The organism is Phyllobacterium sp. NPDC097923, assembly GCF_044760925.1.
GTDB lineage: Bacteria > Pseudomonadota > Alphaproteobacteria > Rhizobiales > Rhizobiaceae > Phyllobacterium > Phyllobacterium calauticae.
The window spans coordinates 1,133,555-1,157,306 of sequence record NZ_JBIWBL010000001.1 but is presented as its reverse complement, the minus strand read 5'-3'; the positions used below and the strand labels follow the sequence as shown (position 1 = coordinate 1,157,306).

The 23,752-nt window shown below is 59.5% G+C and carries 20 protein-coding genes; 7 read left to right on the top strand and 13 right to left on the bottom strand.

The annotated features are described in order from the left end of the window. Nucleotides 1-227: 227 nt before the first annotated feature. Nucleotides 228-1,655, bottom strand: coding sequence for an MFS transporter (locus ACIQWS_RS05825; protein ID WP_403172396.1), 1,428 nt, complete (start codon nt 1,653-1,655; stop codon nt 228-230). 118 nt (nt 1,656-1,773) lie between these two features. On the opposite strand from ACIQWS_RS05825, the gene ACIQWS_RS05820 reads away from it, so the two are divergent. After that, entirely contained in the window at nt 1,774-2,409 is a 636-nt protein-coding gene (locus ACIQWS_RS05820; RefSeq protein WP_403172371.1) for a helix-turn-helix transcriptional regulator, read from the top strand. Here the strand turns inward: ACIQWS_RS05820 and ACIQWS_RS05815 are convergent. The 4 genes from ACIQWS_RS05815 to ACIQWS_RS05800 form a co-directional block, all read right to left on the bottom strand. Next, nucleotides 2,388-2,933 (bottom strand): GNAT family N-acetyltransferase, encoded by a 546-nt coding sequence (locus tag ACIQWS_RS05815; RefSeq protein ID WP_403172324.1) that lies wholly within the window; start codon nt 2,931-2,933, stop codon nt 2,388-2,390. The two genes, ACIQWS_RS05820 and ACIQWS_RS05815, sit on opposite strands and share 22 nt — an antisense overlap. 2 nt (nt 2,934-2,935) lie before the next feature. Then, nucleotides 2,936-3,526: a hypothetical protein gene (locus tag ACIQWS_RS05810; RefSeq protein WP_403172304.1), complete on the bottom strand. Its 591-nt coding sequence runs from the start codon at nt 3,524-3,526 to the stop codon at nt 2,936-2,938. Nucleotides 3,527-3,529: 3 nt separating this feature from the next. Next, nucleotides 3,530-3,979: a DNA polymerase III subunit chi gene (locus ACIQWS_RS05805; RefSeq protein WP_403172299.1), complete on the bottom strand. Its 450-nt coding sequence runs from the start codon at nt 3,977-3,979 to the stop codon at nt 3,530-3,532. 211 nt (nt 3,980-4,190) lie between these two features. Continuing rightward, nucleotides 4,191-5,687 (bottom strand): leucyl aminopeptidase, encoded by a 1,497-nt coding sequence (locus ACIQWS_RS05800; RefSeq protein ID WP_403172293.1) that lies wholly within the window; start codon nt 5,685-5,687, stop codon nt 4,191-4,193. A 269-nt stretch (nt 5,688-5,956) separates the two neighbouring features. On the opposite strand from ACIQWS_RS05800, the gene ACIQWS_RS05795 reads away from it, so the two are divergent. The 6 genes from ACIQWS_RS05795 (at nt 5,957) to rsmA (ending at nt 13,562) form a co-directional block, all read left to right on the top strand. Next, on the top strand, nt 5,957-7,168 hold the full coding sequence (locus ACIQWS_RS05795) for an LptF/LptG family permease (protein WP_346305548.1): 1,212 nt from the start codon (nt 5,957-5,959) through the stop codon (nt 7,166-7,168). Then, nucleotides 7,165-8,253 (top strand): LPS export ABC transporter permease LptG, encoded by a 1,089-nt coding sequence (gene lptG, locus ACIQWS_RS05790; protein WP_346305547.1) that lies wholly within the window; start codon nt 7,165-7,167, stop codon nt 8,251-8,253. Before ACIQWS_RS05795 ends, lptG begins: the two co-directional genes overlap by 4 nt. A 1-nt stretch (nt 8,254) precedes the next feature. After that, a complete protein-coding gene (locus ACIQWS_RS05785; protein WP_403172262.1) occupies nt 8,255-10,600 on the top strand; it encodes an LPS-assembly protein LptD in 2,346 nt (781 codons plus the stop codon). 155 nt (nt 10,601-10,755) lie between these two features. Next, nucleotides 10,756-11,703 carry a peptidylprolyl isomerase gene (locus ACIQWS_RS05780; RefSeq protein WP_346305579.1) on the top strand — a complete coding sequence of 316 codons (948 nt, stop codon included), beginning with the start codon at nt 10,756-10,758 and terminating at the stop codon, nt 11,701-11,703. A gap of 15 nt (nt 11,704-11,718) precedes the next feature. Next, the gene (gene pdxA / locus ACIQWS_RS05775; RefSeq protein ID WP_403172249.1) at nt 11,719-12,744 is read left to right on the top strand and encodes a 4-hydroxythreonine-4-phosphate dehydrogenase PdxA; all 1,026 of its coding nucleotides are present in this window, start codon (nt 11,719-11,721) and stop codon (nt 12,742-12,744) included. Next, on the top strand, nt 12,741-13,562 hold the full coding sequence (gene rsmA, locus ACIQWS_RS05770; RefSeq protein WP_403172238.1) for a 16S rRNA (adenine(1518)-N(6)/adenine(1519)-N(6))-dimethyltransferase RsmA: 822 nt from the start codon (nt 12,741-12,743) through the stop codon (nt 13,560-13,562). Before pdxA ends, rsmA begins: the two co-directional genes overlap by 4 nt. A gap of 200 nt (nt 13,563-13,762) precedes the next feature. On the opposite strand, the gene gmk is transcribed toward rsmA, so the two are convergent. The 8 genes from gmk to fabD all read right to left on the bottom strand — a co-directional run bounded on the left by gmk (nt 13,763) and on the right by fabD (nt 22,906). Then, nucleotides 13,763-14,419, bottom strand: a complete 657-nt coding sequence (gmk, locus tag ACIQWS_RS05765; RefSeq protein ID WP_105735787.1) for a guanylate kinase — start codon at nt 14,417-14,419, stop codon at nt 13,763-13,765. 2 nt (nt 14,420-14,421) lie between these two features. Beyond that, entirely contained in the window at nt 14,422-15,309 is an 888-nt protein-coding gene (locus ACIQWS_RS05760; protein ID WP_403172215.1) for a YicC/YloC family endoribonuclease, read from the bottom strand. 55 nt (nt 15,310-15,364) lie between these two features. Beyond that, nucleotides 15,365-16,591, bottom strand: coding sequence for an endolytic transglycosylase MltG (gene mltG / locus ACIQWS_RS05755; RefSeq protein ID WP_403172198.1), 1,227 nt, complete (start codon nt 16,589-16,591; stop codon nt 15,365-15,367). Between the two features lie 94 nt (nt 16,592-16,685). Then, complete coding sequence (fabF, locus tag ACIQWS_RS05750; RefSeq protein WP_223611243.1) at nt 16,686-17,948, bottom strand: beta-ketoacyl-ACP synthase II; 1,263 nt, start codon at nt 17,946-17,948, stop codon at nt 16,686-16,688. 114 nt (nt 17,949-18,062) lie between these two features. Then, on the bottom strand, nt 18,063-18,299 hold the full coding sequence (locus tag ACIQWS_RS05745) for an acyl carrier protein (RefSeq protein ID WP_008128530.1): 237 nt from the start codon (nt 18,297-18,299) through the stop codon (nt 18,063-18,065). Nucleotides 18,300-18,619: 320 nt separating this feature from the next. After that, on the bottom strand, nt 18,620-21,100 hold the full coding sequence (locus ACIQWS_RS05740; protein WP_403172160.1) for a beta-glucosidase: 2,481 nt from the start codon (nt 21,098-21,100) through the stop codon (nt 18,620-18,622). 106 nt (nt 21,101-21,206) lie between these two features. Continuing rightward, nucleotides 21,207-21,944 carry a 3-oxoacyl-[acyl-carrier-protein] reductase gene (gene fabG / locus ACIQWS_RS05735; protein ID WP_403172153.1) on the bottom strand — a complete coding sequence of 246 codons (738 nt, stop codon included), beginning with the start codon at nt 21,942-21,944 and terminating at the stop codon, nt 21,207-21,209. A 17-nt stretch (nt 21,945-21,961) separates the two neighbouring features. Continuing rightward, a complete protein-coding gene (fabD, locus tag ACIQWS_RS05730; protein WP_403172140.1) occupies nt 21,962-22,906 on the bottom strand; it encodes an ACP S-malonyltransferase in 945 nt (314 codons plus the stop codon). Nucleotides 22,907-23,752 lie beyond the last annotated feature (846 nt).

Sequence of the window (23,752 nt, the reverse complement as noted above, 5' to 3'; positions counted from 1 at the left end):
GGATCACGACAGGCAATTCGACAAAAGTTGCAATATGCACAGTGCGTGGTTCGACAAGCTCACCATGAGGGAGGTGGAGGATTGCACCACGCACCGTCACTCATTCTCACCAACAGCAAAAATCGCAAGAGAGGGGATTTGCAGGTCGAAATCCTCCCCTCTCCTGGATTTTCCGGATCGTCCGGAACTGTCGCCCGCCCCTCGTCAGGGCGGGCTTTTTCGTGCCGCTACGGCAGATCGGCCGCGAACACCGTCTTCCTGCGCAACGGCAGGGCGAAACCGGCGATCATGGCGGCAAGGCCGATCATCGTCGAGACCGCAAAGATGATCATCGTCGCGTCGCGCAAGGCTTCGGGGCTTGTTGCCTGCGGATAGCTGGCGGCATTGGCGACCAGACCGGCCACCGCAGCCCCGATGGCATAACCGGCGGATTGCAGCGTCGGCAGGAGGGCGGAAGCCCGGTCGCGCTCGCCGTCGCGCGCCGATTCCATCACGCTCTGGCTCAAAAAGCCCCAGCTGACCCCGAACCCGGCGCCGATGCTCATCTGGCCGACCAGAACCACACCCGGCAGATCGGCGGAGAAACCGAGCACGAGAACCGCAAGTCCCGTCACCAGCAATACCGGTCCGAGCCGGATCATCCGCGAGCGGCGGCGCGGGTCCTGCACATTGGCCACCAGAATGGCAATGCTGCTCCAGGCGACGGCAAAGCTGGCGCTGAACGCACCGGCCATGGTTGGGCCATAACCCCAGAGATTCTGCAAGGTCATGACGAGATAGACCGAGGTGGACGCCTGGGCGACGGGCATCAGCAGCACGATCCACAGGCCGATGCCGACCGTCGACGTCAGGGCAAAGGCATCGGACGGGAACAGCGGCGTGCGGCTGCGGCGGTCAACCGCAACGACGGCAATGAGAACGGCCGCGGCGCCGGCGACACACAGGACTTCCAGCGTCAGCGTCTGCATGATGCCGGCAAGCGCCACCAGCATGATGCCGCCGCCAATCGCCCCCAGCCGCAGGAAAGGCACGGACAGCGCTGCCGCTTCGGCCGCCGAACGCGGTACGATGCGGAACACCAGCGCGATGAAGATCAGCGCCATGGGAACATTGACGAGGAAAGCGGCGCGCCAGGATACGGTTTCCGTCAAAAGCCCGGCAACCAGCGGACCGCCGAAGGCCGCGATGGCCCAGACGACGGCTTCGGCGCCAAACACTTTTGCCACCAGGCGCGACGGGAACAGGTCGGGAATGAGCGCATAGCAGATGGCGGCGATCACGCCCTCGCCCAGCCCCTGCAGGGCGCGGCCGATCAGCACTTCCGTCATCGACGAAGCAAAGGCGGCAATCAGCGTGCCCGCGAGAAAGACGATGGCAGCACCGACCAATGCCCGGCGCGGGCCGAGCCTGCCCTTCAGCAAGGCGCCGCTGGCACCGCCGACGATGGACAGGACGAGATAGAGCGTGAAGGCCCAGGAAATCAGTTTTAGCCCGCCGATCTCGCGCACCGCCGTCGGCAGGGAGGTGGAAACGAGAAACCCGTTGAAGGCAAACAGCGCCACGCCGAGGCAAAGCGTCGTGGTTGCGGCGGAAAACTGCGGGGTCAGCAGCTCGGACCAGCGGGCATCGCTGGCTGTATCGTCGGGGTCATGCATGGCGTCACCTCAATTAAATAAGTTTTATGTTTTTATATTCCGCTTAATAAAATAAGCAATCGCTTTTTAAAAAGATTTTTGTTACATTGCCGGTATGCAGGATCGAACGACAAATCGCATGCTCTATTCCCTGAAAGTCGCCGGCGCGCAGACCGCCGCGTCCCTGGCGGATCGTCTCGGCATTACCTCCGTTGCGGTGCGGCAGATGCTTGGGCGGCTGCATGAGGATGGCCTCGTCGCCTTTGAAGACAGCCGCGAGACCGTCGGCCGCCCGAAACGCTTCTGGCACCTGACCGACAGTGGCAACGGGCAGTTTCCCGACAATCACGCGGCGCTGACAGCCGATATCCTGGCGTCCATATCAGCCGTGTTCGGCGATGCGGGGCTTGACAAGCTGATCGCGCACCGCGAGGCCACCACGCTCGACCACTATCGCACGGAACTCGCCGACGCGGGCTCCCTCGAGCAACGGGTGCAGCGTCTGGCGGACATACGCTCCGCCGAAGGGTATATGGCGGAAACCACCCGGGATGCGGCGGGTGCGCTGGTTCTGGTGGAAAACCACTGCCCGATCTGCGTGGCCGCCAGGGCATGCCAGAAACTGTGCCGGTCGGAGCTCGATGTGTTTCAGGCGGCGCTCGGTCCCGATGTCGAGATCAGGCGCTTCGAGCATATATTGAAGGGCGCCCGGCGCTGCGCCTACCGGATCACGGAAAGGCCGGGGGACAGCCCTCAGCTGGCAATGAAGCTGTAGAGCATCGGGCTCATATAGCCTCTGCCAACGCGCCAATAATCGCGCATCGGCCCACCCTCGCAGCGAAAACCCAGCCGCAGGGCCAGCCGGATTGAAGCGGTGTTGTCGGGATGGATGATCGCCGTGATGCGATGCGCCTTCAGATGGGCCACGCAGTAATCCATCAGCGTCTTGACCGCCTCGCTCATCAGCCCCTGCCCGTGCCACTCGCGGCGCAGGATGTAGCCGATTTCAAGCCGGTGATTGCTGACCTCGCGGTGATGGTAGTTCACCATGCCGATGCACTCGTCCGTGGTCCTGTCGGCCACCGCCCAGGCCATCGAATCATAGGGCGACGTGGTCTTTGCCAGGATGCGCAGGCAACGCCGCGTTTCTTCCATGGTCGTGCAGGCGGTAAAGCCCCAATACCGCGTCAGCGTTTCGTTCGCGAGGCAGGCGTGCAGCCCGGCTTCATCGCGGCTTTCGAACGGACGCAGGCGCAGGCGCGGCGTCAGCAGAGTCGGACAGGCAGTGCTCGGCGACACGATCAGCGTCCCCATTTGGGCGCTGGCGGCGTGCTGTTGGGGTTGGCCTTGCGGCGTCCCAGGCGGATCAGGCCGAAAATGCTGACGGCGATCATGGTCAGGCCAGCCGGAACGAAGCGCTTGTCGATGCTCGCCGCCCCTTTGCGCAGGACGATATCCACCTGCGCCACGTCGAGGCCATCGGCATCGCCGGGTCCGATCCTGATGGTATAATCACCCGATACCACGGGATCGATATCGCCGATCCGGTCGCGATAGAAGCGCGGCCCCTGCGGCGATCCCCGGTTGGCGGCCTGCGCATTGACATAGGAAAGCGTCTTGACCAGCACATCCCGGCCGTCCCGCGATACGACTGAGGTGAGCGCGGTGCGCCCTTCGGCCGGAATGAAACTGCGCAGCGGCTGCATGTCGGCAAAGATCCGCACCGGGCCATCGCTGGCCTTCAACGAAACCGTCACGGGCTTGTACGGGCCGGGCCGGTCAAACACCCGCCATGACCCCAGCTCGCTGCCGGAAAAATTATAGGCGTACCAGGGATAGCCAATGCCAAGCGCCACGCCGGCGAGCAGGAGCAACAGCAGCAGCTTGCGCATCTCTCAGGCCTTCTTTTCCCAGCGGCCCTCGGAATTCTGCTGCCAATAAGTCAGCGTGTGCCCCGCGGCCTTCAACTGCTTCCACTGCTCTCGCGCCTGTTCGAGCTGCATCTGGTCATGCCCGTCGAACATCAGCACCAGCCGTTCATAGGCTTCGACATGCGCGGGAACCGCGCCATCCACTAGAAAGCGCACCGTGGCCCCGTTCGGATTGCCCTCGCCCGTGGTCAGTATCACCGGCTGCTCCTCCGGGTGCGGCTCCTGATCCGTGGCATGGGCCAGAAACGACGCATCCGACCAGGTCCACAGATGATTGTCGAGACTGTCGCGCCGCTCCTGCGATCCGGTCTGGATGACCACCTTCCACTGGCGGCTCAGCGAGCGCTCGACCAGACCCGGAAGCGCGTTTTCCAGTGTCGATTCAGTCAGGTGGTAGAAGAGGATTTCGGTCATTGTCTCTCTTGGCTCAAAAATGCGCCAGTGTCACTTCGTTGAAGCAGTCCTGGACCGATTCGTCAAAGATTGGGTGGTGCGTGGTTCGACAAGCTCACCATGAGGAATGTGGTTTGGTTGCAATGCCAATCGCGAACGTCGCGGAGTAAGGCTCCCTGCAATCCACTCCGTCCCTCATGGTGAGCTTGTCGAACCACGCACCACAGTTTCGTCAGCCTTCGAAATTGTCCTGGATCAGCCGGTCAAGCAGGCGGACGCCGAAACCGGACGCCCACGACTGATTGTACTCGCTGGCCGGCGTGCCCATGGCGGTACCGGCGATATCCAGATGCGCCCAGGCGGTATCCCCGACAAACCGCTTCAAAAACTGCGCTGCGATGATGGCGCCGCCAAAGCGGGTACCGATGTTCTTCATGTCGGCGTTCTTGGTATCGATCAGCTTGTCATATTCCGCGCCGAGCGGCATGCGCCACACTTTCTCGCCGGTCGACTGCCCCGCATCGAACAGCTGCGCCGCCAGCGTGTCGTCATTGGAGAACAGCCCCGCATGCGACTGGCCGAGCGCAACCATGATCGCACCGGTCAGCGTGGCGAGGTTAACCATGAATTTCGGCTGGAAACGCTCGTTGCAATAGTAAAGCGCATCCGCCAGCACCAGCCGGCCTTCCGCGTCGGTGTTGAGCACCTCGATGGTCTGGCCCGACATGGAGGTGACGATATCACCGGGACGCTGGGCATTGCCGTCGACCATGTTTTCAACGAGGCCGACGATGCCGACCACATTGACCTTGGCCTTGCGGCTTGCCAGCGTATGCAGGAGGCCGGTGACGGCGGCGGCGCCGCCCATGTCGCCCTTCATCTCGTCCATGCCGGCGGCCGGCTTGATCGAGACACCGCCGGAATCGAACACCACCCCCTTGCCGACGAAGGCGATGGGCGCTTCCTTGCCCTTGCCGCCCTGCCATTCCATGATCGCAAGCCGTGCCGGGCGCACCGACCCTTGTGCGACACCGAGCAGTGAGCCCATGCCCAGCTTCTTCATGTCCTTGGGGTCGAGAATCTCGACCTTCACATCGAGCTTCTTCAACTCCTCGATACGTTCGGCAAATTCAACCGGTCCGAGAATATTGGCGGGTTCATTGACGAGATCGCGCGCCAGGATAACGCCTTCCGCCACGGCTTCGGCATTGGCAAAGGCCTTCTTTGCCGCCTGCGGATCGGCCACGAGAAGGGTGATCTTGGCCGAGGACTTGTCGTCCCGGCTCTCGTCATTCCTGCCCTTCTTCGTCTTGTACTTGTCGAACGTATAGGCGCGCAGCAGGATGCCCAGCGCGAAATCCGCAGCATTTTCACCCGACACGTCCGTATCCGGCAACGCCAGAACCACGGAAACATGCTTGGCCTTGCCGATCTTCGGGAAGGCCGAACCGCCCAGTTTCAGCCAGTCATCGGCTTTCAGCTTGGCCGGATCGCCGGCGCCGACCAGGACCAGGCGGTCAAGCTCGGTGCCGCCAGGCGCAAGCGTGCTCAGGCTTGCTGCAAGTTTTCCCTTGAAATCCGAGACATCGATGATACGCGACAGCAACGCCTGCCCGACGACAGATTCGGCTTCCTGCGCGGCCTTGCCTTCGGCTGCCAGAAGCAAAATTGCGGTTCCGTTTTCGACGGCAGCAAACTTTGCAAAACTGATGGATGGTCGTTTGGACATGATATCTCCAGATTGAACAAATTGTGACTTCCTAATTCATCAAAGTTGATGAATGAAGTGGGTAACGATAGGTATCGGGCGCTAACACCTTGTTAACCAGCTTTCTTCGCCTATTTTTAGCCAAGCCTGACTAGATTGAACATATAACGGGTTCGTCCCATAGTGCGGCAAAATAATGCCATGGATTGCATGGCATACATGAAATGGTCGTTCATCCGTGAGCGGCAAGTCGACAAACAAGGTGGCGGAACTCTTTTGCGAAACATGACATGCGCCTGATTGAGTATTACATCTTGCGACGCATCGTCGTCATGTTTCTGGCAGTCCTCCTGTCAGCGGTCGGCATTACGTGGATCGTCCAGGTCCTCGGCCGCATCAACTTCCTGACCACCAGCGGCCAGAGCTTCTTCTACATCCTGAAGTTCAGCTCCAACCTGCTTCCCGCCGCTTTTCCCGTCGTCATGCCGTTCGCGCTGGTCATTGCCGTGACGCAGACACTGTCGACGATGAACCAGGATTCGGAACTCGTCGTCATCAATGCCTCGGGCGCGCCGCGCTCCACGGTCATCCGGCCCGTCCTGCTCTTTGCCGTCCTCGTTGCCGGTCTTTCATTCGTCATCGCCAATTTCATCGCCCCGTATTCGCAGATGAGCATGCGGCAGATGCTGGCCGACGCCCGCTCCGACGTGATCAATCTCGTCGTCCAGCAGGGCTCGTTCCAGCGGCTGGACAAGGATCTCTATCTGCAGATTGAAAGCCGCGATGCCAACGGCGCCATCAAGGGCCTGTTCGTGTCCGATTCGCGCGATCCGGTGACCGACCTCCTCTACTATTCGAAGGACGGCCTCGTCGTCGACAAGGGCAACCAGAGCCTTCTGGTCATGAAGGACGGCGAAATCGACCGCCGCGACGTGAAGACCGGCGATGTGTCGATCATCAAGTTCAACACCTATGCTCTTGATCTTGCTGAATTTTTACCATCGGACGATAAGGACGTCACCATCTTCCCGAAGGATCGTCCGCTGAACTATCTGATGAACCCGGACCCGAACGATACGGTCTATCAGCAGAAACCGCTGCGCTACACCTCGGAGCTGGCCAAACGGCTGACCGACTGGATGTATCCCATCGTTTTCGCCTTCATTTCGCTGGCCGCCGCCGCGGATTCGCGTTCGCACCGCGAGGCGCGCATTTCAGCCTCCTTCACGGCGATCACGTTGAGCCTGATCGTCTTCTGGATCAGCTATTCCAGCGGGCAGGCCTCGGAAAAGAATGAAAACGTCATTCCCTTCCTCTTTGTTTTCCCGATCCTTGTTACCCTGTCGGCCATCTATGCATTGGCGACGAATCGTCAGATCGGCATGCCGGCAAAGCTGGCCGACTTCTTCAAGAACGGGTTTTCGTCACCACAGGCGGCCCTTGCAGGTGTCAGGACAAAGCTGCTAAATCCCCGCTCCGGACGTGGAGCGCGTGACGAATGATAGGCTGGACACTCGGACGTTACTTCTTTCTCCGCTACGTGACGATCACCTGCTATTTCCTCATGGGAAGTTTTGCGCTCGCCCTCATCCTCGATTTCACCGAGCTGTCGAGCAAGCTGGCCGCCCTGCCGGAATATTCCTCCATGCAGGCATTCGGCCTGTCCGTGATGCGCATTCCCTACATCATGCAGCAGGTGTTTCCGTTCATCGCGCTGTTTTCGGCGATGACCACGCTGATCTCGCTGAACCGGAAATACGAGCTTGTCGTGGCACGCTCCGTCGGTGTCTCGGCCTGGCAGTTTCTCCTGCCCGCCTGCACCGGTGCGTTTTTGTTCGGCCTTCTCGCCGTCCTGATCGTCAATCCCCTCGCCGCCTATGGCTTTGAGAAAAGCGAGGCCGTTCAGGCGGCCTGGCGCAGCGGAAAAACCAACGATACAACCGACGATCGTGTACCGTGGCTGCGCCAGAAAACCGATGAAGGCGAGACCATCATCGGTGCCAAGAATATCGTCAACCGCGGGTTGCGTTTGGTCGATGCTTCCTTCATCCGGCTGGACAAGAACAAGGACATTATCGAGCGTCTCGACGCCAAAACCGCTGACCTGGAAGACGGCTACTGGCAGTTGACGGACGTGACGAAATTCGTGCTGGGCGAGACACCTGTTTCACCGGGCGACGTCCGCATCGCAACGCATCTTCGGCCTGAATTCGTTGAAGAAAGTCTGGCCCGGCCAGAGACAATTCCTTTTTTTGAGCTGCGTAACAAAATTGCCGCAGCTCGCTCTTTTGGCTATCCAGCCAATGCTTTTGACATGCATTTCCAGTCTTTGCTGGCTTTGCCTGCCCTTTTAATGGCGATGACCCTAATCGCCGCGACGGTTTCGCTGAAATTTGTTCGCTTTGGCCAATCTGGAACGATGATTCTGGGTGGCGTCCTCGCGGGCTTCGTGCTTTATGTCGTCACAGTTGTGGTCAAGGCTTTCGGAAATGCGGGATTCGTTCCGCCTTTCGTTGCCGCTTGGACTCCGGTCCTGATCGCAACTTTTTTTGGGGTCTCCTTTCTGCTGCACAAGGAGGATGGTTAGAGTGGGATTGAATGTAACGCGCTCGGTGTTGCCGACGTGGCTCGCACGGCTTATGTGCGGGACGGCCGTGCTATGCCTTGCAGGCGGGATTTCGTTCCCGGCCTTGGCCCAGACAAATGATGCCCTCGCAGGTAATTTCAAGACGAATCCGAATGCGCAGATGCTGCTGGAATCGGATGAACTCGTCTATGATATCAACGCCAAGACGATTTCAGCCGTCGGCGGCGTGAAGATCGAATATGACGGCAACCGCCTCGTTGCCCGTCAGGTCACCTATGATCAGAAGACCGGCCGCCTGAAGGCCGTCGGCAAGGTCGAGATCGTCGAAAAGGACGGCAACCGCATCTATGCGGAAAATCTCGATGTCACCGATGATTTCAAGGAAGGTTTCGTCAACACGCTGCGCGTCGAGGCTGCGGATAACACACGCTTCGCGGCGGAAAGCGCCGAACGCATCGGCGGTGAAATCACCAAGTTCAACAACGGTATTTATACCGCCTGCGAGCCCTGCCGCGACAAGCCGGGCAAGGCTCCGCTCTGGCAGGTGCGCGCCCAGAAGATCGTCTGGAACGGCAAGAACAAGACCATCCGGTTCGAGCGCGGACGCTTCGAGCTGTTCGGCATGCCCCTGGCCTTCCTGCCGGCGTTTGAAATCGCCGATCCGACCGTGAAGCGCAAAAGTGGCTTCCTGATGCCGAGTTACAGATACGAGACGAATCTCGGCTATGGCGTCAGCGTTCCCTACTTCTGGGCGCTCGCCCCCAATTATGACCTGACGCTGACCGGCACCGGCTATACGAAGCAGGGTTTCCTGGCCGACGCGGAATGGCGCCATCGCCTGGAAAACGGCGAGTACAGCATCCGTGTCGCGGGCATCAGCCAGCAGAAGCCCGGCGAGTTCGACGCGACCAACGATCAGGAAGACCACGATAATACCGGCCGCGGAATGATCGGTTCGAAGGGTGCGATTCACATCAACCCGCGCTGGACCCTCGGCTGGGATGCGATGGTGCAGTCGGACAAGGCCTTTGCCTACCGCTATGGCCTCGAAGGTTATGCGGACTACAACAAGACCGACCAGATCTACCTGACCGGCCTGCATGACCGGAACTATTTTGACCTGCGGCTCTACAAGTTTCACGTTCAGGAAGGTTACTCGGATTCAAACTCGGCTTCGTCTGAGAACAAGCAGCCCTGGGTCCTGCCAAGTCTCGACTATGCCTATATCCCCACCCAGCCTCTTGCCGGCGGCGAGTTGAACTTCAACTTGAACGTACAGGCGCTGTATCGCGACAAGGAAGATGGCACAGCATCGACAGGTCTGACACGCTCTGGCTATCTCTCGGGCATCAAGGGCAATGACGGCCGTATCACCGGTGAGGTTGAGTGGAAGCGTACATTCATTACCGATAGCGGCCTTGTCCTGACACCCATTCTCGCGCTGCGCGGCGATGGCATGTATGTCGACTCGAATTCCGTTGGCGTCACCCGCGACCAGGCCTTCCGCGGCATGGCAACCGCAGGGCTCGAAGCGAAATACCCGATCCTGTTCACGGCGGCCAATTCAACCCATGTGCTTGAACCGACGGCACAGCTCTTTGTCCGCAACAACGAGCCCTATGCCGGCCAGATGCCGAACGAAGATGCACAAAGCTTCGTCTTCGATGCCTCAAGCCTGTTCGAACGGGACAAGTTCTCCGGCTACGACCGGGTCGAGGGCGGCACACGCGCCAATCTGGGTATTCGCTATTCCGGTACGTTCAACAACGGCCTGTCGCTCAACGGTATTGCCGGTCAATCGTTCCAGCTTGGCGGCGTGAATTCCTTTGCCTCGCAGGATTTTGTCAATGCGGGCGCAGAATCGGGACTGGAAACGGCTCGTTCCGACTATGTTGCGATGATCGGCGCCAACTACGGTGCCTATACGCTGACGACGGGCGGCCGCTTCGACAAGGACACATTTGAGGTTCATCGTGCCGAAGTTGCGGCGACGGGCGCCGGCAAATACGGCTCGGTTTTCGGGAAATACGCATTCATCGGCGCTCAGCCCACCTATGGCTTCACCGAGGACAGGCAGGAAGTCACCCTCGGCGGCACGGCCAAGCTGACACCGAACTGGCGTCTTCTCGGCTCGGGCACCTACGATATCGTGCATGACACACTGGTGAAGCGCACGGCAGCCATTGCCTATGACGATGAGTGCTTCACCTACCAGATGTACTATACGCAGCAACGGCCCATCACCAGCACTGGCACCGCCGGCGATACGACAACAACGTACGGCTTCCAGATTTCCTTCCGTACGCTGTGGGAATTCGGCAAGCCTGTCGATATTGGCGGCATTTGATTATTTCTTTTCAACTGGCCGCCCTTGCGGCCAGTCATGCTTTTGCCTTAGTAAAACGGCAATAAGACGGAAATGAATCTCACAGGAATGGATTTTACCGGTCATTTTTGTCAAAATGGTCAAAAGAGATCCATAATGATCGGATAATGTGGAACATGATGGTGAGGAAGCACATTCTTGCGGCGGCGATTGTTACCGCTTTGGGCTCGGGCCTGGCGGCCGGCATTTCGCTGCCTGCGCAAGCGAGCGACGTCAAGGTAATCGTCAATGGAATGCCGATTACCGATTATGACATTGCCCGGCGCGCAGCTTTCTTGAAGCTGCAGCACAAGAAGGGCAACCTGCCGCAGATGGCGCGTGAGGAACTCACCGACGACATGCTGAAACGCCAGGAGATGCGGCGGCTGAACATCGTCGTTTCCGATACCGAAGTGAATCAGGCCTTCGAGCGCTTTGCCACCAACAACAAGATGACCCTCGCCCAGCTCACCGGTGTCCTCGACAAGGCCGGTGTGACTGCCGACCATTTCAAGGAATATATCCGCCTGCAGATGGGCTGGGGCCGCGCGCTTGGCACCCGCAACCGGTCGCAGGGCGGCAGCCGCGTGTCCGAGCAGGATGCCGTGCAGCGCATGCTGAAGGACGGCGGCAAGAAGCCTGTCTCGACCGAATTCACATTGCAGCAGGTCATTTTCGTTGTTCCGGCCGCCGATCGTGGCAACATCGCCAAGCGCCGCAACGAGGCCAATGCGCTGCGCGCCAAGTTCAACGGCTGTGACTCAACGCGCGATATGGCGAAGGGCATACTGGACGTGACCGTCCGCGATCTCGGCCGTTTCGTCGAACAGGAACTGCCGCCGGAATGGTCGAAACAGGTCACCGCCACCTCCGCCGGGCACGCGACGACCACACTCGACACCGACAAGGGCGTCGAATTCCTCGGTGTCTGCGCAACACGCCAGCTTTCCGATGACCGCGTCGCCCGCCTTGTTTTCTCGCAGGAAGCGGCAGCGGCCAACCAGAAGCCCGATGCCACGGCGGAAGCGGTCAACAAGCAATATCTCGATGATCTGCGGAAAAAGGCATCCATCGTCAATCGATGATGGTATTGCCTTCCCATGAGCAGCATCCTCGCCGTAAGCTCCGGTGATCCCTCCGGAATCGGACCTGACATAGCGCTTGCCGCATGGGCATTGCGCGCTTCGGCGCGCCTCCCGGCGTTTTTTCTGCTTGGCGACGAAAAACTCATCGCCGCACGTGCGGCACGGCTCGGCATGGATTGCCCCATCGAAATCACCACGCCGGAAGACGCTGACAGGGTTTTCGGGCGGGCCTTGCCGATTGTTCCCCTGCAAAACCGGCAAATCGATCGTCCCGGCATTCCGCTCGCCGACAATGCCGCCGGAACGATCGAGGCGATCGAGCGCGCCGTCGAATACACGCTTTCCGGCCGTGCCAGTGCCGTCGTCACCTGCCCCATCGCCAAGAAGCCGCTCTATGAGGCGGGGTTCCGCTTTCCCGGCCATACGGAATTCCTGGCGCATCTGGCCAGTGAGCGGTTCGGCCGCGAGGTCACACCCGTCATGATGCTGGCAGGGCCCCTGCTGCGCGCTGTTCCCGTGACCATCCACATTGCGCTTGCCCGTGTTCCCGAAGTGCTGGATACCGCCCGGATCGTCACCATTTCACGCATCACGGCGCAGGCGCTGAAAAGCCAGTTCGGCATCGCCAATCCGCGCCTTGCCATTGCCGGGCTCAATCCGCATGCGGGCGAAGGCGGCGCCATGGGCCTGGAAGACGAAGAGATCGTCCGCCCGGCGGTTGAGATCCTGCGCAAGGAAGGCATCGATGCACGCGGGCCGCTGCCGGCAGACACCATGTTCCATGCGGCGGCGCGTGCCGGTTATGACGCGGCGATCTGCATGTATCACGACCAGGCGCTCATCCCGGCCAAGACGCTGGGCTTCGACGACAGCGTGAACGTGACGCTCGGCCTGCCCTTCGTGCGCACCTCGCCCGACCACGGCACCGCATTCGACATCGCCGGATCGGGCAAGGCCAAGCCGGACAGCTTCATCGCCGCATTGCGCCTGGCGGGTGAACTCGCCTCCCATCGCTCCAGCCCGGAAAACAACGACGCATGAGCATCGACAGCCTCCCCCCTCTGCGCGATGTGATCGACCGGCACGAACTGATGGCCAAGAAATCCCTCGGCCAGAACTTCCTGCTCGATCTCAACCTGACCGCCAAGATCGCGCGGCAAGCCGGCGACCTGCAGGGACAGACCGTCATCGAGGTTGGCCCTGGCCCCGGCGGCCTGACCCGCGCCCTGCTGGCGCAGGGTGCCCAAGTGATTGCCATTGAACGCGACGAGCGCTGCCTGGCGGCGCTGCAGGAAATTTCCGATCATTATCCCGGCCGCCTGCAGGTCATATCAGGCGATGCGCTGGAGACGGATTTCAAGGCACTGGCGGGGAACGGCACGGTCAAGATCGTCGCCAACCTGCCTTACAATGTCGGCACGCAGCTGTTGATCGGCTGGCTGTTGAGCGAGCCGTGGCCGCCCTTCTATGCCTCGCTGACGCTGATGTTCCAGCGCGAAGTGGCCGAGCGCATCGTGGCAAAGCCTGGCTCTGATGCCTATGGCCGCCTCGGCGTGCTGGCGGGCTGGCGCACGGAAGCCAAAATAACCTTTGACGTGCCGCCGCAGGCCTTTACCCCGCCGCCGAAGGTGACGTCCTCGGTGGTTCACCTCATTCCGCGCGCAAGCCCGCTGGCCTGCGATGCGAGCATGCTCGGCCGTGTCACGCAGGCCGCCTTCGGCCAGCGCCGCAAGATGCTGCGCCAGAGCATCAAGCCGCTCGGCGGTGAAGCGCTTTTGGCCAAAGTCGGGATTGATCCCACACGCCGCGCCGAAACATTGTCCATCGAAGAGTTTGTAGCGCTGGCCAACGCGGTTTAGGTGTGGATTAGGGAAACCATTGGTAAATCTTGCATAACCACTGTGCGTGGTTCGACAAGCTCACCATGAGGGAGATGGGTGGGCTGCAGGGCTAGCCGGAAACATTGCAGAATAAAGCTCCCTGCAATCCTCACTCTTCCTCATGGTGAGCTTGTCGAACCACGCACAATGTTCCCGCAGATATCAGATAACCTGCGCCGTTAATCGATCTTCTCATCCAGAAGGCCGCTGACGAAATCGAACAGGCCGGGGCAACGGTCCCGGCGCAGGCGTTCGGCCGTCACGATGGACTGGACCTCATGATAGGCGCGTTCCAGATCCTTGTTGACGATGACGTAATCATAGGAACGCCAGCGTTCGATCTCGTTGCGCGCATTGCGCAGGCGCATGTCGATGACTTCTTCGGTGTCTTCGGCGCGGCGATGCAGCCGCAGCTTCAGGTCGGCCATCGACGGCGGCAGGATGAAGATGCTGACGACGTCGCCTTTCATCTTGTCCTGCAACTGCAGCGCGCCCTGCCAGTCGATGTCGAACAGCATGTCCTGCCCGTCGGCCAGGGCGTTTTCCGCCGCCTCACGCGGCGTGCCATAGAAATTGCCATGCACCTCCGCCCATTCGATCAGTTCATCGCTGTCGCGCAGGCGCTCGAATTCGCGCACCGAAATAAAATGATAATGCACGCCGTCGATCTCGCTCGCGCGGCGCGGACGGGTGGTGACGCTGATCGACAGCGACAGTTCCAGCTTTTCCTTGTCGTTGAGCAGCAGACGGGCAATGGTCGACTTGCCGGCACCCGATGGCGACGACAGCACCAGCATGAGACCGCGGCGCTTGATGCTGTTTGAGGCGTTGAGCATGTTTACTCCAGATTCTGTATTTGCTCGCGCAATTGATCCACAACCGCCTTGAGGTCAAGTCCAATCGACGTGATGGAGGCCGCATTGGACTTGGAGCAGAGTGTATTCGCCTCGCGGTTAAATTCCTGTGTCAGAAAATCCAGCTTGCGCCCGACACCGTTGCCATCGCGCAGCAGCGTGCGCGCGGCGGCCACGTGCATCTCCAGACGGTCCAGCTCTTCCTGGATATCGGCCTTGGTGGCGAGAAACGCCGCCTCCATGTGCAGGCGCGCTTCATCAAGAGCCGGAGATGCATCGAGCAGCAGCGCAACCTGTGCCGCCAGTCTCGACCGGACGGCGTCGAGTGTCCGGCTCGGATCGCGCCGCGCCTCCCCGGTCAGCCGTTCCACCGCATCGATCTGGGTGCTCAGTATATCGCCGAGCGCCTTGCCCTCGGTCTCGCGATTGCGCGCAAGCTGCACCAGCGTCTCGTCGAGGACCGCCAGCACGGCCGCTTCGATCTCGGCCTGGTCTTCATCCGTCAGCACGTCCTGCGGCGCTTCCAGAACCCCGCGCAGCGCCATCAGGCCTTCCGGGGTGGACGGTGCCAGACCGAAGTCCGCACGCAACTGGGCGGCGACCCCTGCCAGTTCCCTCAGCAGCGGTTCGTTGATGAGCGCCCTGGCATCGCCGGCGCTGCGGTCAACGGTCAGGGCCGCCTGGAAATTGCCGCGCTTGAAATGCTGGCTGAACAGCGCGCGCGCCTTCTGCTCCACGGCTTCGAACCCCGCGGGCAGCCGGAACCGCACATCGAGCCCCTTGCCGTTCACCGATTTGATTTCCCATGAAATCTGCGCCCCGGCGCTGTTCCGGAGGTGACGGGCAAAACCCGTCATGCTTTGCAATGACATTTTTCCCCCAAAGTCCGAAAGGACAAAGGCCTGATCGAAACCAGGCCTTCAGACATTATTCCTGTGTCGGCGCGCTGTCGTCTGCCGCAGACGGCTTGGCATTCTTGTCGCCGGTGGCGGCCTTGGCAGCCTCGTCGACACGGTTCTTCTCGACGGTGCGCCAGCGCTTCACATTGTCGTTGTGGTCATCCAGCGTTTCGGCGAAGACATGCCCGCCGGTTCCATCGGCCACGAAGTAGAGGTCCTTGGTCTGCGAGGGATGCGCAACCGCTTCCAGCGCATCGCGACCCGGATTGGCGATCGGGCCGGGCGGCAGCCCATTGATCGTATAGGTGTTGTAGGGCGTCGGCTTCTCCAGATCCGATTTCAGGATCGGGCGGTCGGCCGGTTTGCCCTTGCCGCCGAACAGGCCATAGATGATCGTCGGATCGGACTGCAGGCGCATCCGCTTGTTCAGGCGGTTGATGAACACGGCGGCGACGCGCGGACGCTCATCGGCCTTGCCGGTCTCCTTCTCGACGATGGACGCCAGCGTGACGAATTCCTCGATGGTCTTGAGCGGGATGTTCTGGTCGCGGCGCGCCCAGATATCCTCGACCAGTTTCTTCTGGTCGGCCTGCATCTTCTTGATGATTTCCTCGCGCGTCATGCCGCGGGAGAAGCGCTGCGTGTTGGCGAACAGCGTGCCTTCCGCCGGAACGACAGCCGGCAATGCCCCCACCAGCGCATCATCCTCGCTGACACGCTGCAGAATCTGGTCGACGGTCAGGCCTTCGGGAACGGTCAGCGAATGCAGGACAGACTTGCCGCTGCGCAGCAGGTCCATGATGTCACGCATCGAGGCGTGCGCCTTGATCTCGTACTCGCCGGCCTTCATGTCACGCTGAAAGCCATAGGCCTGAACGCCATATTTGAACACGCGGCCGTCGGTGATGATGCCGCGGCGTTCGAGGCCATCGGCGATTTCGACGATGCCGCTGCCGTTCTTGACGACATAATTGGTGGTGACTTCCGTCGGGCCGGGTTCGTTGAAGGCGACCTTGCCGAAATAGACCGCGGCAGCGGCGGCAATCACCAGAAGCACCACGAGCGACAGCATGAAATTGGCGAAAACAACGATCTGGCTGCGCGCACGGCGCGAGCGGCGCCGGGGTGCGGGCGGCGGCGTGCCCGGTTCGGGGCGCAAGGCCTCGGATGCCGACTGCGGGACAATCGGATTGCGCTCCGGCGCGCTGGCGGCGGCTGAACCGTTCGTCTCTTCAGACTGCTGATCTGAGCTCACACGGGCACCTCGAGCATGTTTTTCCGGTTGGAACCGGTATTATTTTGATTGCGAATATGGCGAAAGCGCGAAAACGCTTCCGCCATTGCTTCAATCACTGTTGATAACGCCGCAAAACCAGCGAAGCGTTGGTACCGCCAAAACCAAAGGAATTGGAGAGAGCAACATCGACGGTGCGATGCCGCGGCTTGTGCGGGACCAGATCGATCTTTGTCTCGACCGATGGCTTGTGCAGATTGAGCGTGGCCGGAGCGACATTGTCGCGAATGGCCAGCGCACAGAAGATGGCTTCGGTCGAACCGGCTGCACCCAGAAGATGACCGATGGAAGACTTTGTCGACGACATCGACACTTTCGGAGCGGCATCGCCCAGAACGCGTTCAACGGCCGCCAGCTCAATCGTATCGGCCATCGTCGATGTGCCGTGCGAATTGATGTAGTCGACCTGATCCGGGGTAATGCCTGCGCGCTTCAGCGCCATTTCCATGGAGCGCTGCGCTCCCTCGCCGCTCTCGGACGGAGCGGTGATGTGGTAGGCATCGCCGGACAGGCCGTAGCCGATGACCTCGGCGTAAATTTTCGCCCCGCGGGCCAGCGCATGTTCCAGCTCTTCCAGCACGACGATACCGGCACCCTCGCCCATGACGAAACCATCGCGGTCATCGTCGTAGGGACGCGAGGCCGCTGTCGGATCATCGTTGCGGGCTGTGGACAGGGCCTTGCAGGCGGCAAAGCCGGCCAGCGAGATGCGGCTGACGGGCGATTCCGTTCCGCCGGCAACCATCACATCGGCATCACCGAAGGCGATGAGACGCGACGCATCACCGATCGCATGCGCGCCGGTCGAGCAGGCGGTGACAACCGAATGGTTCGGGCCGCGCAGCTTATGCTTGATGGAGACCTGGCCGGAAGCCAGATTGATCAGACGTCCGGGAATGAAGAACGGCGAAATGCGGCGTGGACCCTTGTCGCGCAGCGTATAGCCGGCTTCGACAATGCCCTCGAGACCGCCGATACCCGAACCGATGAGAACGCCCGTAGCGATCTGATCCTCGTCGCTTTCCGGTGCCCATTTGGCATCGGCAAGCGCCTGATCAGCGGCAGCCATGGCATAAATGATAAAGGGATCAACCTTGCGCTGTTCCTTCGGTTCCATCCAATCATCCGGATTGAATGTGCCATCGGAGCCATCGCCGACTGGAATGCGGCAGGCAATCTTGCAAGGCAGATCTTCAACTTCAAACTCTGTGACCCGCCGGGCACCGCTCTGGCCAGCCAGGAGGCGGGACCATGTGTGCTCAACACCGGATGCAAGAGGAGAAACCAGCCCAAGGCCGGTTATGACAACGCGCCTCATGGCCGATCCTTCAATGTCATATTCAGCATGATATTTTCCAAGGGCCCTGCGCAGGTTCCGACAAAGGCAATCTGCCGCCTGTCAAAATGCCTGCGCTGCCGGGCCGAATGAAAATCAGGCTTGTGCTTTATCGATGAACTTGACGGCATCGCCGACTGTCAGAATTGTCTCGGCAGCATCATCAGGAATTTCAACGCCGAATTCTTCTTCGAAAGCCATCACGAGCTCGACAGTATCAAGGCTGTCTGCGCCCAGATCGTCGATGAAGCTCGCACCATCGGTGACTTTCTCGGCATCAACGCCCAGATGTTCAATAACGATTTTCTTGACGCGTTCTGCAGTATCACTCATGTGGAAACCTCAACCTGTTTGTTTTTCTCCATGCCTTGGTTAGCGGCACGGATGACTCTAATCAAGCAATAAGATGGCAGGTCAGCCTTGTTTAACAGCTAAAACCCCTCATCCCAGCCACTTCTTCCTCGCGGAATGGAAAAGGCATCAAATCGATTTGACACCCTGACTTGGTGCGCGACTTATCACGCTTTATTCACGGTCTCAATCGCATAAATGTGATTGCGACGTAAACGCCCGGCGCAAAGGTGCAGCCGGGCGGAATACGCATGACCAAAGGAACGAGTGAACTGCTTGATGCAATCAGTCGTTATCGCAGTTCAAAGCTCCAGTTTGATCTGGCGGGATGAGGCACCCACCATAATTTTGCTGGGCGGCACCAGTTTCCATGTATTCTTATCAGTATCCCAGATGCTCTGCATTCGAGGTGGAACTTTAACAGCCACTTTTTTCTTTTCGCCAGGCTTCAGATCAACTTTCTCCCAACCGACGAGCCGTTTAGGTGGCTCCCCCGCTGCTGAAGGAAACTGGATATAGACTTGCGGCACCTCTTTTCCGGAAACCGTACCGGTATTTTCAACGGAAAAGGATACTGTTTTCGTGCCGTCCGTTCCGTCCGTATCCATCCGTAAATCCGAATATGCAAAACTGGTGTAAGACAGACCAAAGCCGAATTCAAACAACGGCTCCACGCTTTTCGCATCGTACCAGCGATACCCGACATTGAGTTTTTCGGAATAAACCGGATTTTCAGACCAGGCGCCACCACCTGTCGGGGTGTCAGTTTCCTTTTTCGGAAAGGTAATCGGCAGTTTTCCTGAAGGATTGATCTTGCCGAACAAGATATTCGCAATAGCCGATCCGCCATTTTCACCAGGATACCAGGTTTCCAGAACAGCTGACACATTATCGATCCAAGGCATCAGGATAGGATTTCCACTTTCGATGATGACGATCGTGTTTTTATTGACAGCAGCTACCTTCGTTACCAATTCGTCTTGATTGCTGGGATTGCCTTTGCCATCGCGAACAACGCTCAAACTGAGCGAGAGCGACGTCACGTCCTCGCCTGAGGGCTGAGCGACAACGACAATTGCCACGTCTGATGTTTTCGCCAGCTCGACGGCAGCATCTATTTCTTGTGCCGTGTAGGGACGAAATGGCTGAGCACGGTCGCTGTTTCCGCCATAACTTACTTCGGCATTCGGTGCGGCATCCTTGATTGCCCGAACGATCGACGTTCGTACCAGCGCCCACGGAACAGCCCACCAGCCGCAGCCATTTTGATGTAGTTTCACATCCCCGCACGTGTCGTAATTGCCCCAGACCGGGTGTCTGGTACTTCCAGAACCACCCCCGGACAAGACTGCGTCATTGGCATGGGCGCCAATAACCGCGATCTTTCGCAGTTTCACTGCGATCAATGGCAGGAGGCGTGCATTGGGTGCGGCACTGAGCGGCGCTCGTGCTTGCTGATTTTTAAGCAGAACGATCGATTCTTCAGCCACTCTTTGCGCGACGGCTGCCCCGCTTTCGAAATCGGTTTGTGGTTTGAAGTCTGCGACTTTGTTATCGACTGGCGGATTGTCCATGACACCGACCTTAATCATCGTTCGCAGCTTGCGCCGTACCATATCGTCCAGACGCGATATGAGGACGGTTTCGTCTTTCAGAAGCGGCTTCACTTTATCGGCAAGAAAAAAGGTAGCCGCCTCGTAGTCCTCTTCCTCGTCGACACCAGCATTGATCGCGCCAGCGGTAGAATGTATGGCTTTCCAATCAGTCTGAACCTGCCCCTTGAACCCCCACTCATTCTTGAGAATTTCTGTCAACGTGTGATAGTGCTGGCAAGCAAATATATCAGCGGGATATTTATCGAGTGTGAGCTTGTTGTATGAGCACATGACGTTGCCCGGCTCGGCCTCCCGAACGGCAATCTCGAAGGGCAGCATGTAAATCTCCCGCAGCGTGCGTTCATCGATCGCGCTGCTGCCTGTCGTGCGATAAGCCTCCTGTTCATTACCCACCATATGTTTGATTGTTGCAATTACCTGTTGGCTCTGGGTGCCTTTTGTACGCCATGCCAAAAGCTTGCCTGCAAGGACTGGATCCTCTCCCAAATATTCAAACATGCGACCCGAACGTGGATCGCGAACCATGTTGGCGCCGCCGCCCAACCCCATGCCATATCCCTGCGCGCGCAGTTGTTTAGCGATTTCAACACCGTAATCATAAGAAAGTTTTTCATCCCAACTTGCCGCAACAGCAAGCGTTGCCGGGAAAGTCGTGCTGGCGAGCCTCAACGCGCCCGAGCCCGTCGATGAGTCGGCTATCGTCAACTCCGGAATATTGAGTCGTGGCAGCCCCGGAATGTGCCCAGCCCCGCCCCCGCCGGTATCACCCATAGTCTTGTGATCCGAGCGGATAAATTGCAGCTTCTCATCGAGCGACATTTGCGCAACGAGATTGGCGGCACGAACATCGGCAGGGTCAACTGCAGGCTTTTCGTCGCTGCCTGTATCTGCTTTGCGGGCATCCGCTTTGTTCGGCTTAAGCTCATCGCCCCCTGCGGGAGGTTGCACAATCGCCGGAACAGCGGTGTTTTGGCTGATTTCAGCCGTCGCGCCGGCCGAATAGGTTCCCGTACCATCGCTTGCTGATTTTTCGTCGTTGTTGCAAGCGGCCGTGAAAATCGGAATGAGAGATAAAACGAGCGCGTTCCATATGGATTTTTTCAAAACAATTTCCTCCTCGAAATGTTCTTGGTATAATTGTTTTGATGGTCGAAATAATTCAGGCAAAAATCAATTCTACAAAGGTCTAGGGTCAGGCTCATTCGTACCGTGAAAAACAAAGCCCCGGACGTTTCCGCCCGGGGCTTTCAAACACTGGCTAACCTGACCTGGCTCAGATCATCGCCATGCCGCCGTTGACGTGGATCGTCTGGCCGGTGACGTAGGAAGCCTCGTTGCTGGCGAGATAGACCACGGAGGATGCCACCTCTTCGCCTGTACCCATGCGGCGCATTGGGATGGCGGACATGATGCCTTCCTTCTGCTTGTCGTTCAGCTTGTCCGTCATGGCCGATTCGATGAAACCGGGTGCAACGCAATTGACCGTGACGTTGCGGCTGGCGATCTCAGCCGCGAGCGCCTTGGAAAAACCGATAAGGCCGGCCTTGGACGCGACATAGTTGGTCTGGCCCGGATTGCCGGTCACGCCGACAACGGAGGTTATGTTGATGATGCGGCCATAGCGGCGGCGCATCATCGGATGGGTCAGTTCGCGGGTCAGGCGGAACACGGCGGTCAGGTTGACCTCCAGCACATTGTCCCAATCGGCGTCGCTCATGCGCACGAACAGGCCGTCCTTGGTGATGCCCGCATTGTTGACGAGGATTTCGACGCCTTCGAGCTCGGCTTCGGCCTTTTCGCCCAGCGCCTTCACTTCGTCGCGGTTCGACAGGTTGGCCGGGAAAATCTTGACCCGTTCGCCAAGCTCGTTTGCCAGCGCCTCGAGTTTTTCGACGCGTGTGCCATGCAGGCCGACAATGGCGCCCTGCGCATGCAGCGCGCGGGCAATGGATTCGCCGATACCGCCGCTGGCGCCGGTTATGAGAGCCTTGCGGCCTGTCAGGTCAAACATTGCTCAATCCCTTCCGTTCAAACGTTCAGTGCAGCAACAGCTGCTTCGATATCTTCCGGCGTGCCGACGGCGACACCGGAAATGTCCTTGTTGATGCGGCGTGCCAGGCCGGTCAAAACCTTGCCTGCACCAATCTCGTAGAGTGTCGTTACGCCATTGGCGCCGAACCACTCGACCGTCTCGCGCCAGCGGACCTGGCCCGTCACCTGCTCGACCAGCAACGCCGCGATTTCATCGGCCGACGTCACCGGGGCCGCGCGCACATTGGCGATCAGCGGCACCACCGGATCGTGCTTGGCCACATTGGCCAGCGCCTCCCGCATGGCATCGGCGGCCGGTGCCATCAGCGCGGAATGGAAAGGTGCGGAGACCGGCAGCATGATGGCGCGCTTGGCGCCCCGTTCCGTCGCCAGCGCGGCAGCCGCCTCGACCGGTGCCTTCGACCCGGAAATGACGATCTGGCCGCCGCCATTGTCATTGGCGATCTGCACCGGGCCTTCGAGCGCGGCATCGGCGCAGACAGCGGCGACAACCTCGTGCTCAAGCCCGATGATGGCGGCCATGGCACCAGCACCGGCGGGAACCGCCTGCTGCATAGCATTGCCGCGGATGCGCAGGAGCCGCGCCGTATCGGCGAGCGAGAATGTACCGGCGGCGCACAGCGCCGAATATTCGCCGAGCGAATGGCCGGCGACATAGGCGACCTTGTCCTTGATCGATATGCCGCGCGCTTCCAGCACGCGGATGACGGCGATGGACACCGCCATCAGGGCCGGCTGCGCATTGGCGGTCAGTGTGAGGGTTTCTTCCGGGCCGTCCCAGATGATGGCGGAGAGCTTTTCACCAAGCGCATCGTCGACCTCGTCGAACACCGCTTTGGCTTCGGCAAAATTGTCGGCCAATGCCTTGCCCATGCCGACGGCCTGACTGCCCTGACCGGGGAAGGTGAATGCTATGGACATGGGGCGTGCCTCCGGATTTCTGCTTTATCGTCGTCAATCTGCCGCGCGATGTGCCTATCGGCAAGCCCGAAGTCAAGCTTTCATGCGCCGTACCGGCCGCACATGCACATTATAACAGGCGGAATAACGGGTTTTCAGCGCCACGCCCGCAATTGCGTCTGGCCGTTGAAAGGTGGGAAAGACGGGCGGTCCCTGGAACGCGGGTCTTGGGTGTTCTGGTATGCTATGCTTGCGATCCTGGGGACCACCCGCCCCGGCGTTTTTGAGAGCTTTGCCCAATGCGCATCCATTGAGCCAAACCTCCCCGGCCGCACAGGTTTTCCTCCCTGTGAAGCCGAAGCGCCGATCCTTTCCCGACTTGCGAAGGTTTCCGGAAGCATTCCCGCCGGAAAGGACACGAGAAGAATAAGCGAGGACGGAACGTGTTGGATAAGTTGGTGTGATTTTCATTTGGGGTGGCAAAACTGTGGTGCGTGGTTCGACAAGCTCACCATGAGGGAGAGTGAGGATTGCAGGGAGTCAAGATTTGCAAGATTGTTCAAACTGCACCGCTGACGATTAGCATGCAGTCTTCCATCTCCCTCATGGTGAGCTTGTCGAACCACGCACCACGCATTGCAAATCCCCATGACCCGCCCGGCATGTCGCGTTGCAATATAAAACGTCCGTGGCGGGTTGCGTCTTTTGCCATTTGCCCGTATAAGCCGCCCGTTCATTGCTCGGCGTCAGCTGGGGGCTGAACGGAGGGCCGGATTTCGATCCGTGGAAGCGTAAAAGCTTCAGCCTCCCGTGTCTCCGCTCTCGATCGTCTCCATCAGCGTCCTTTCTTCCCCGGTCACCCGGCAG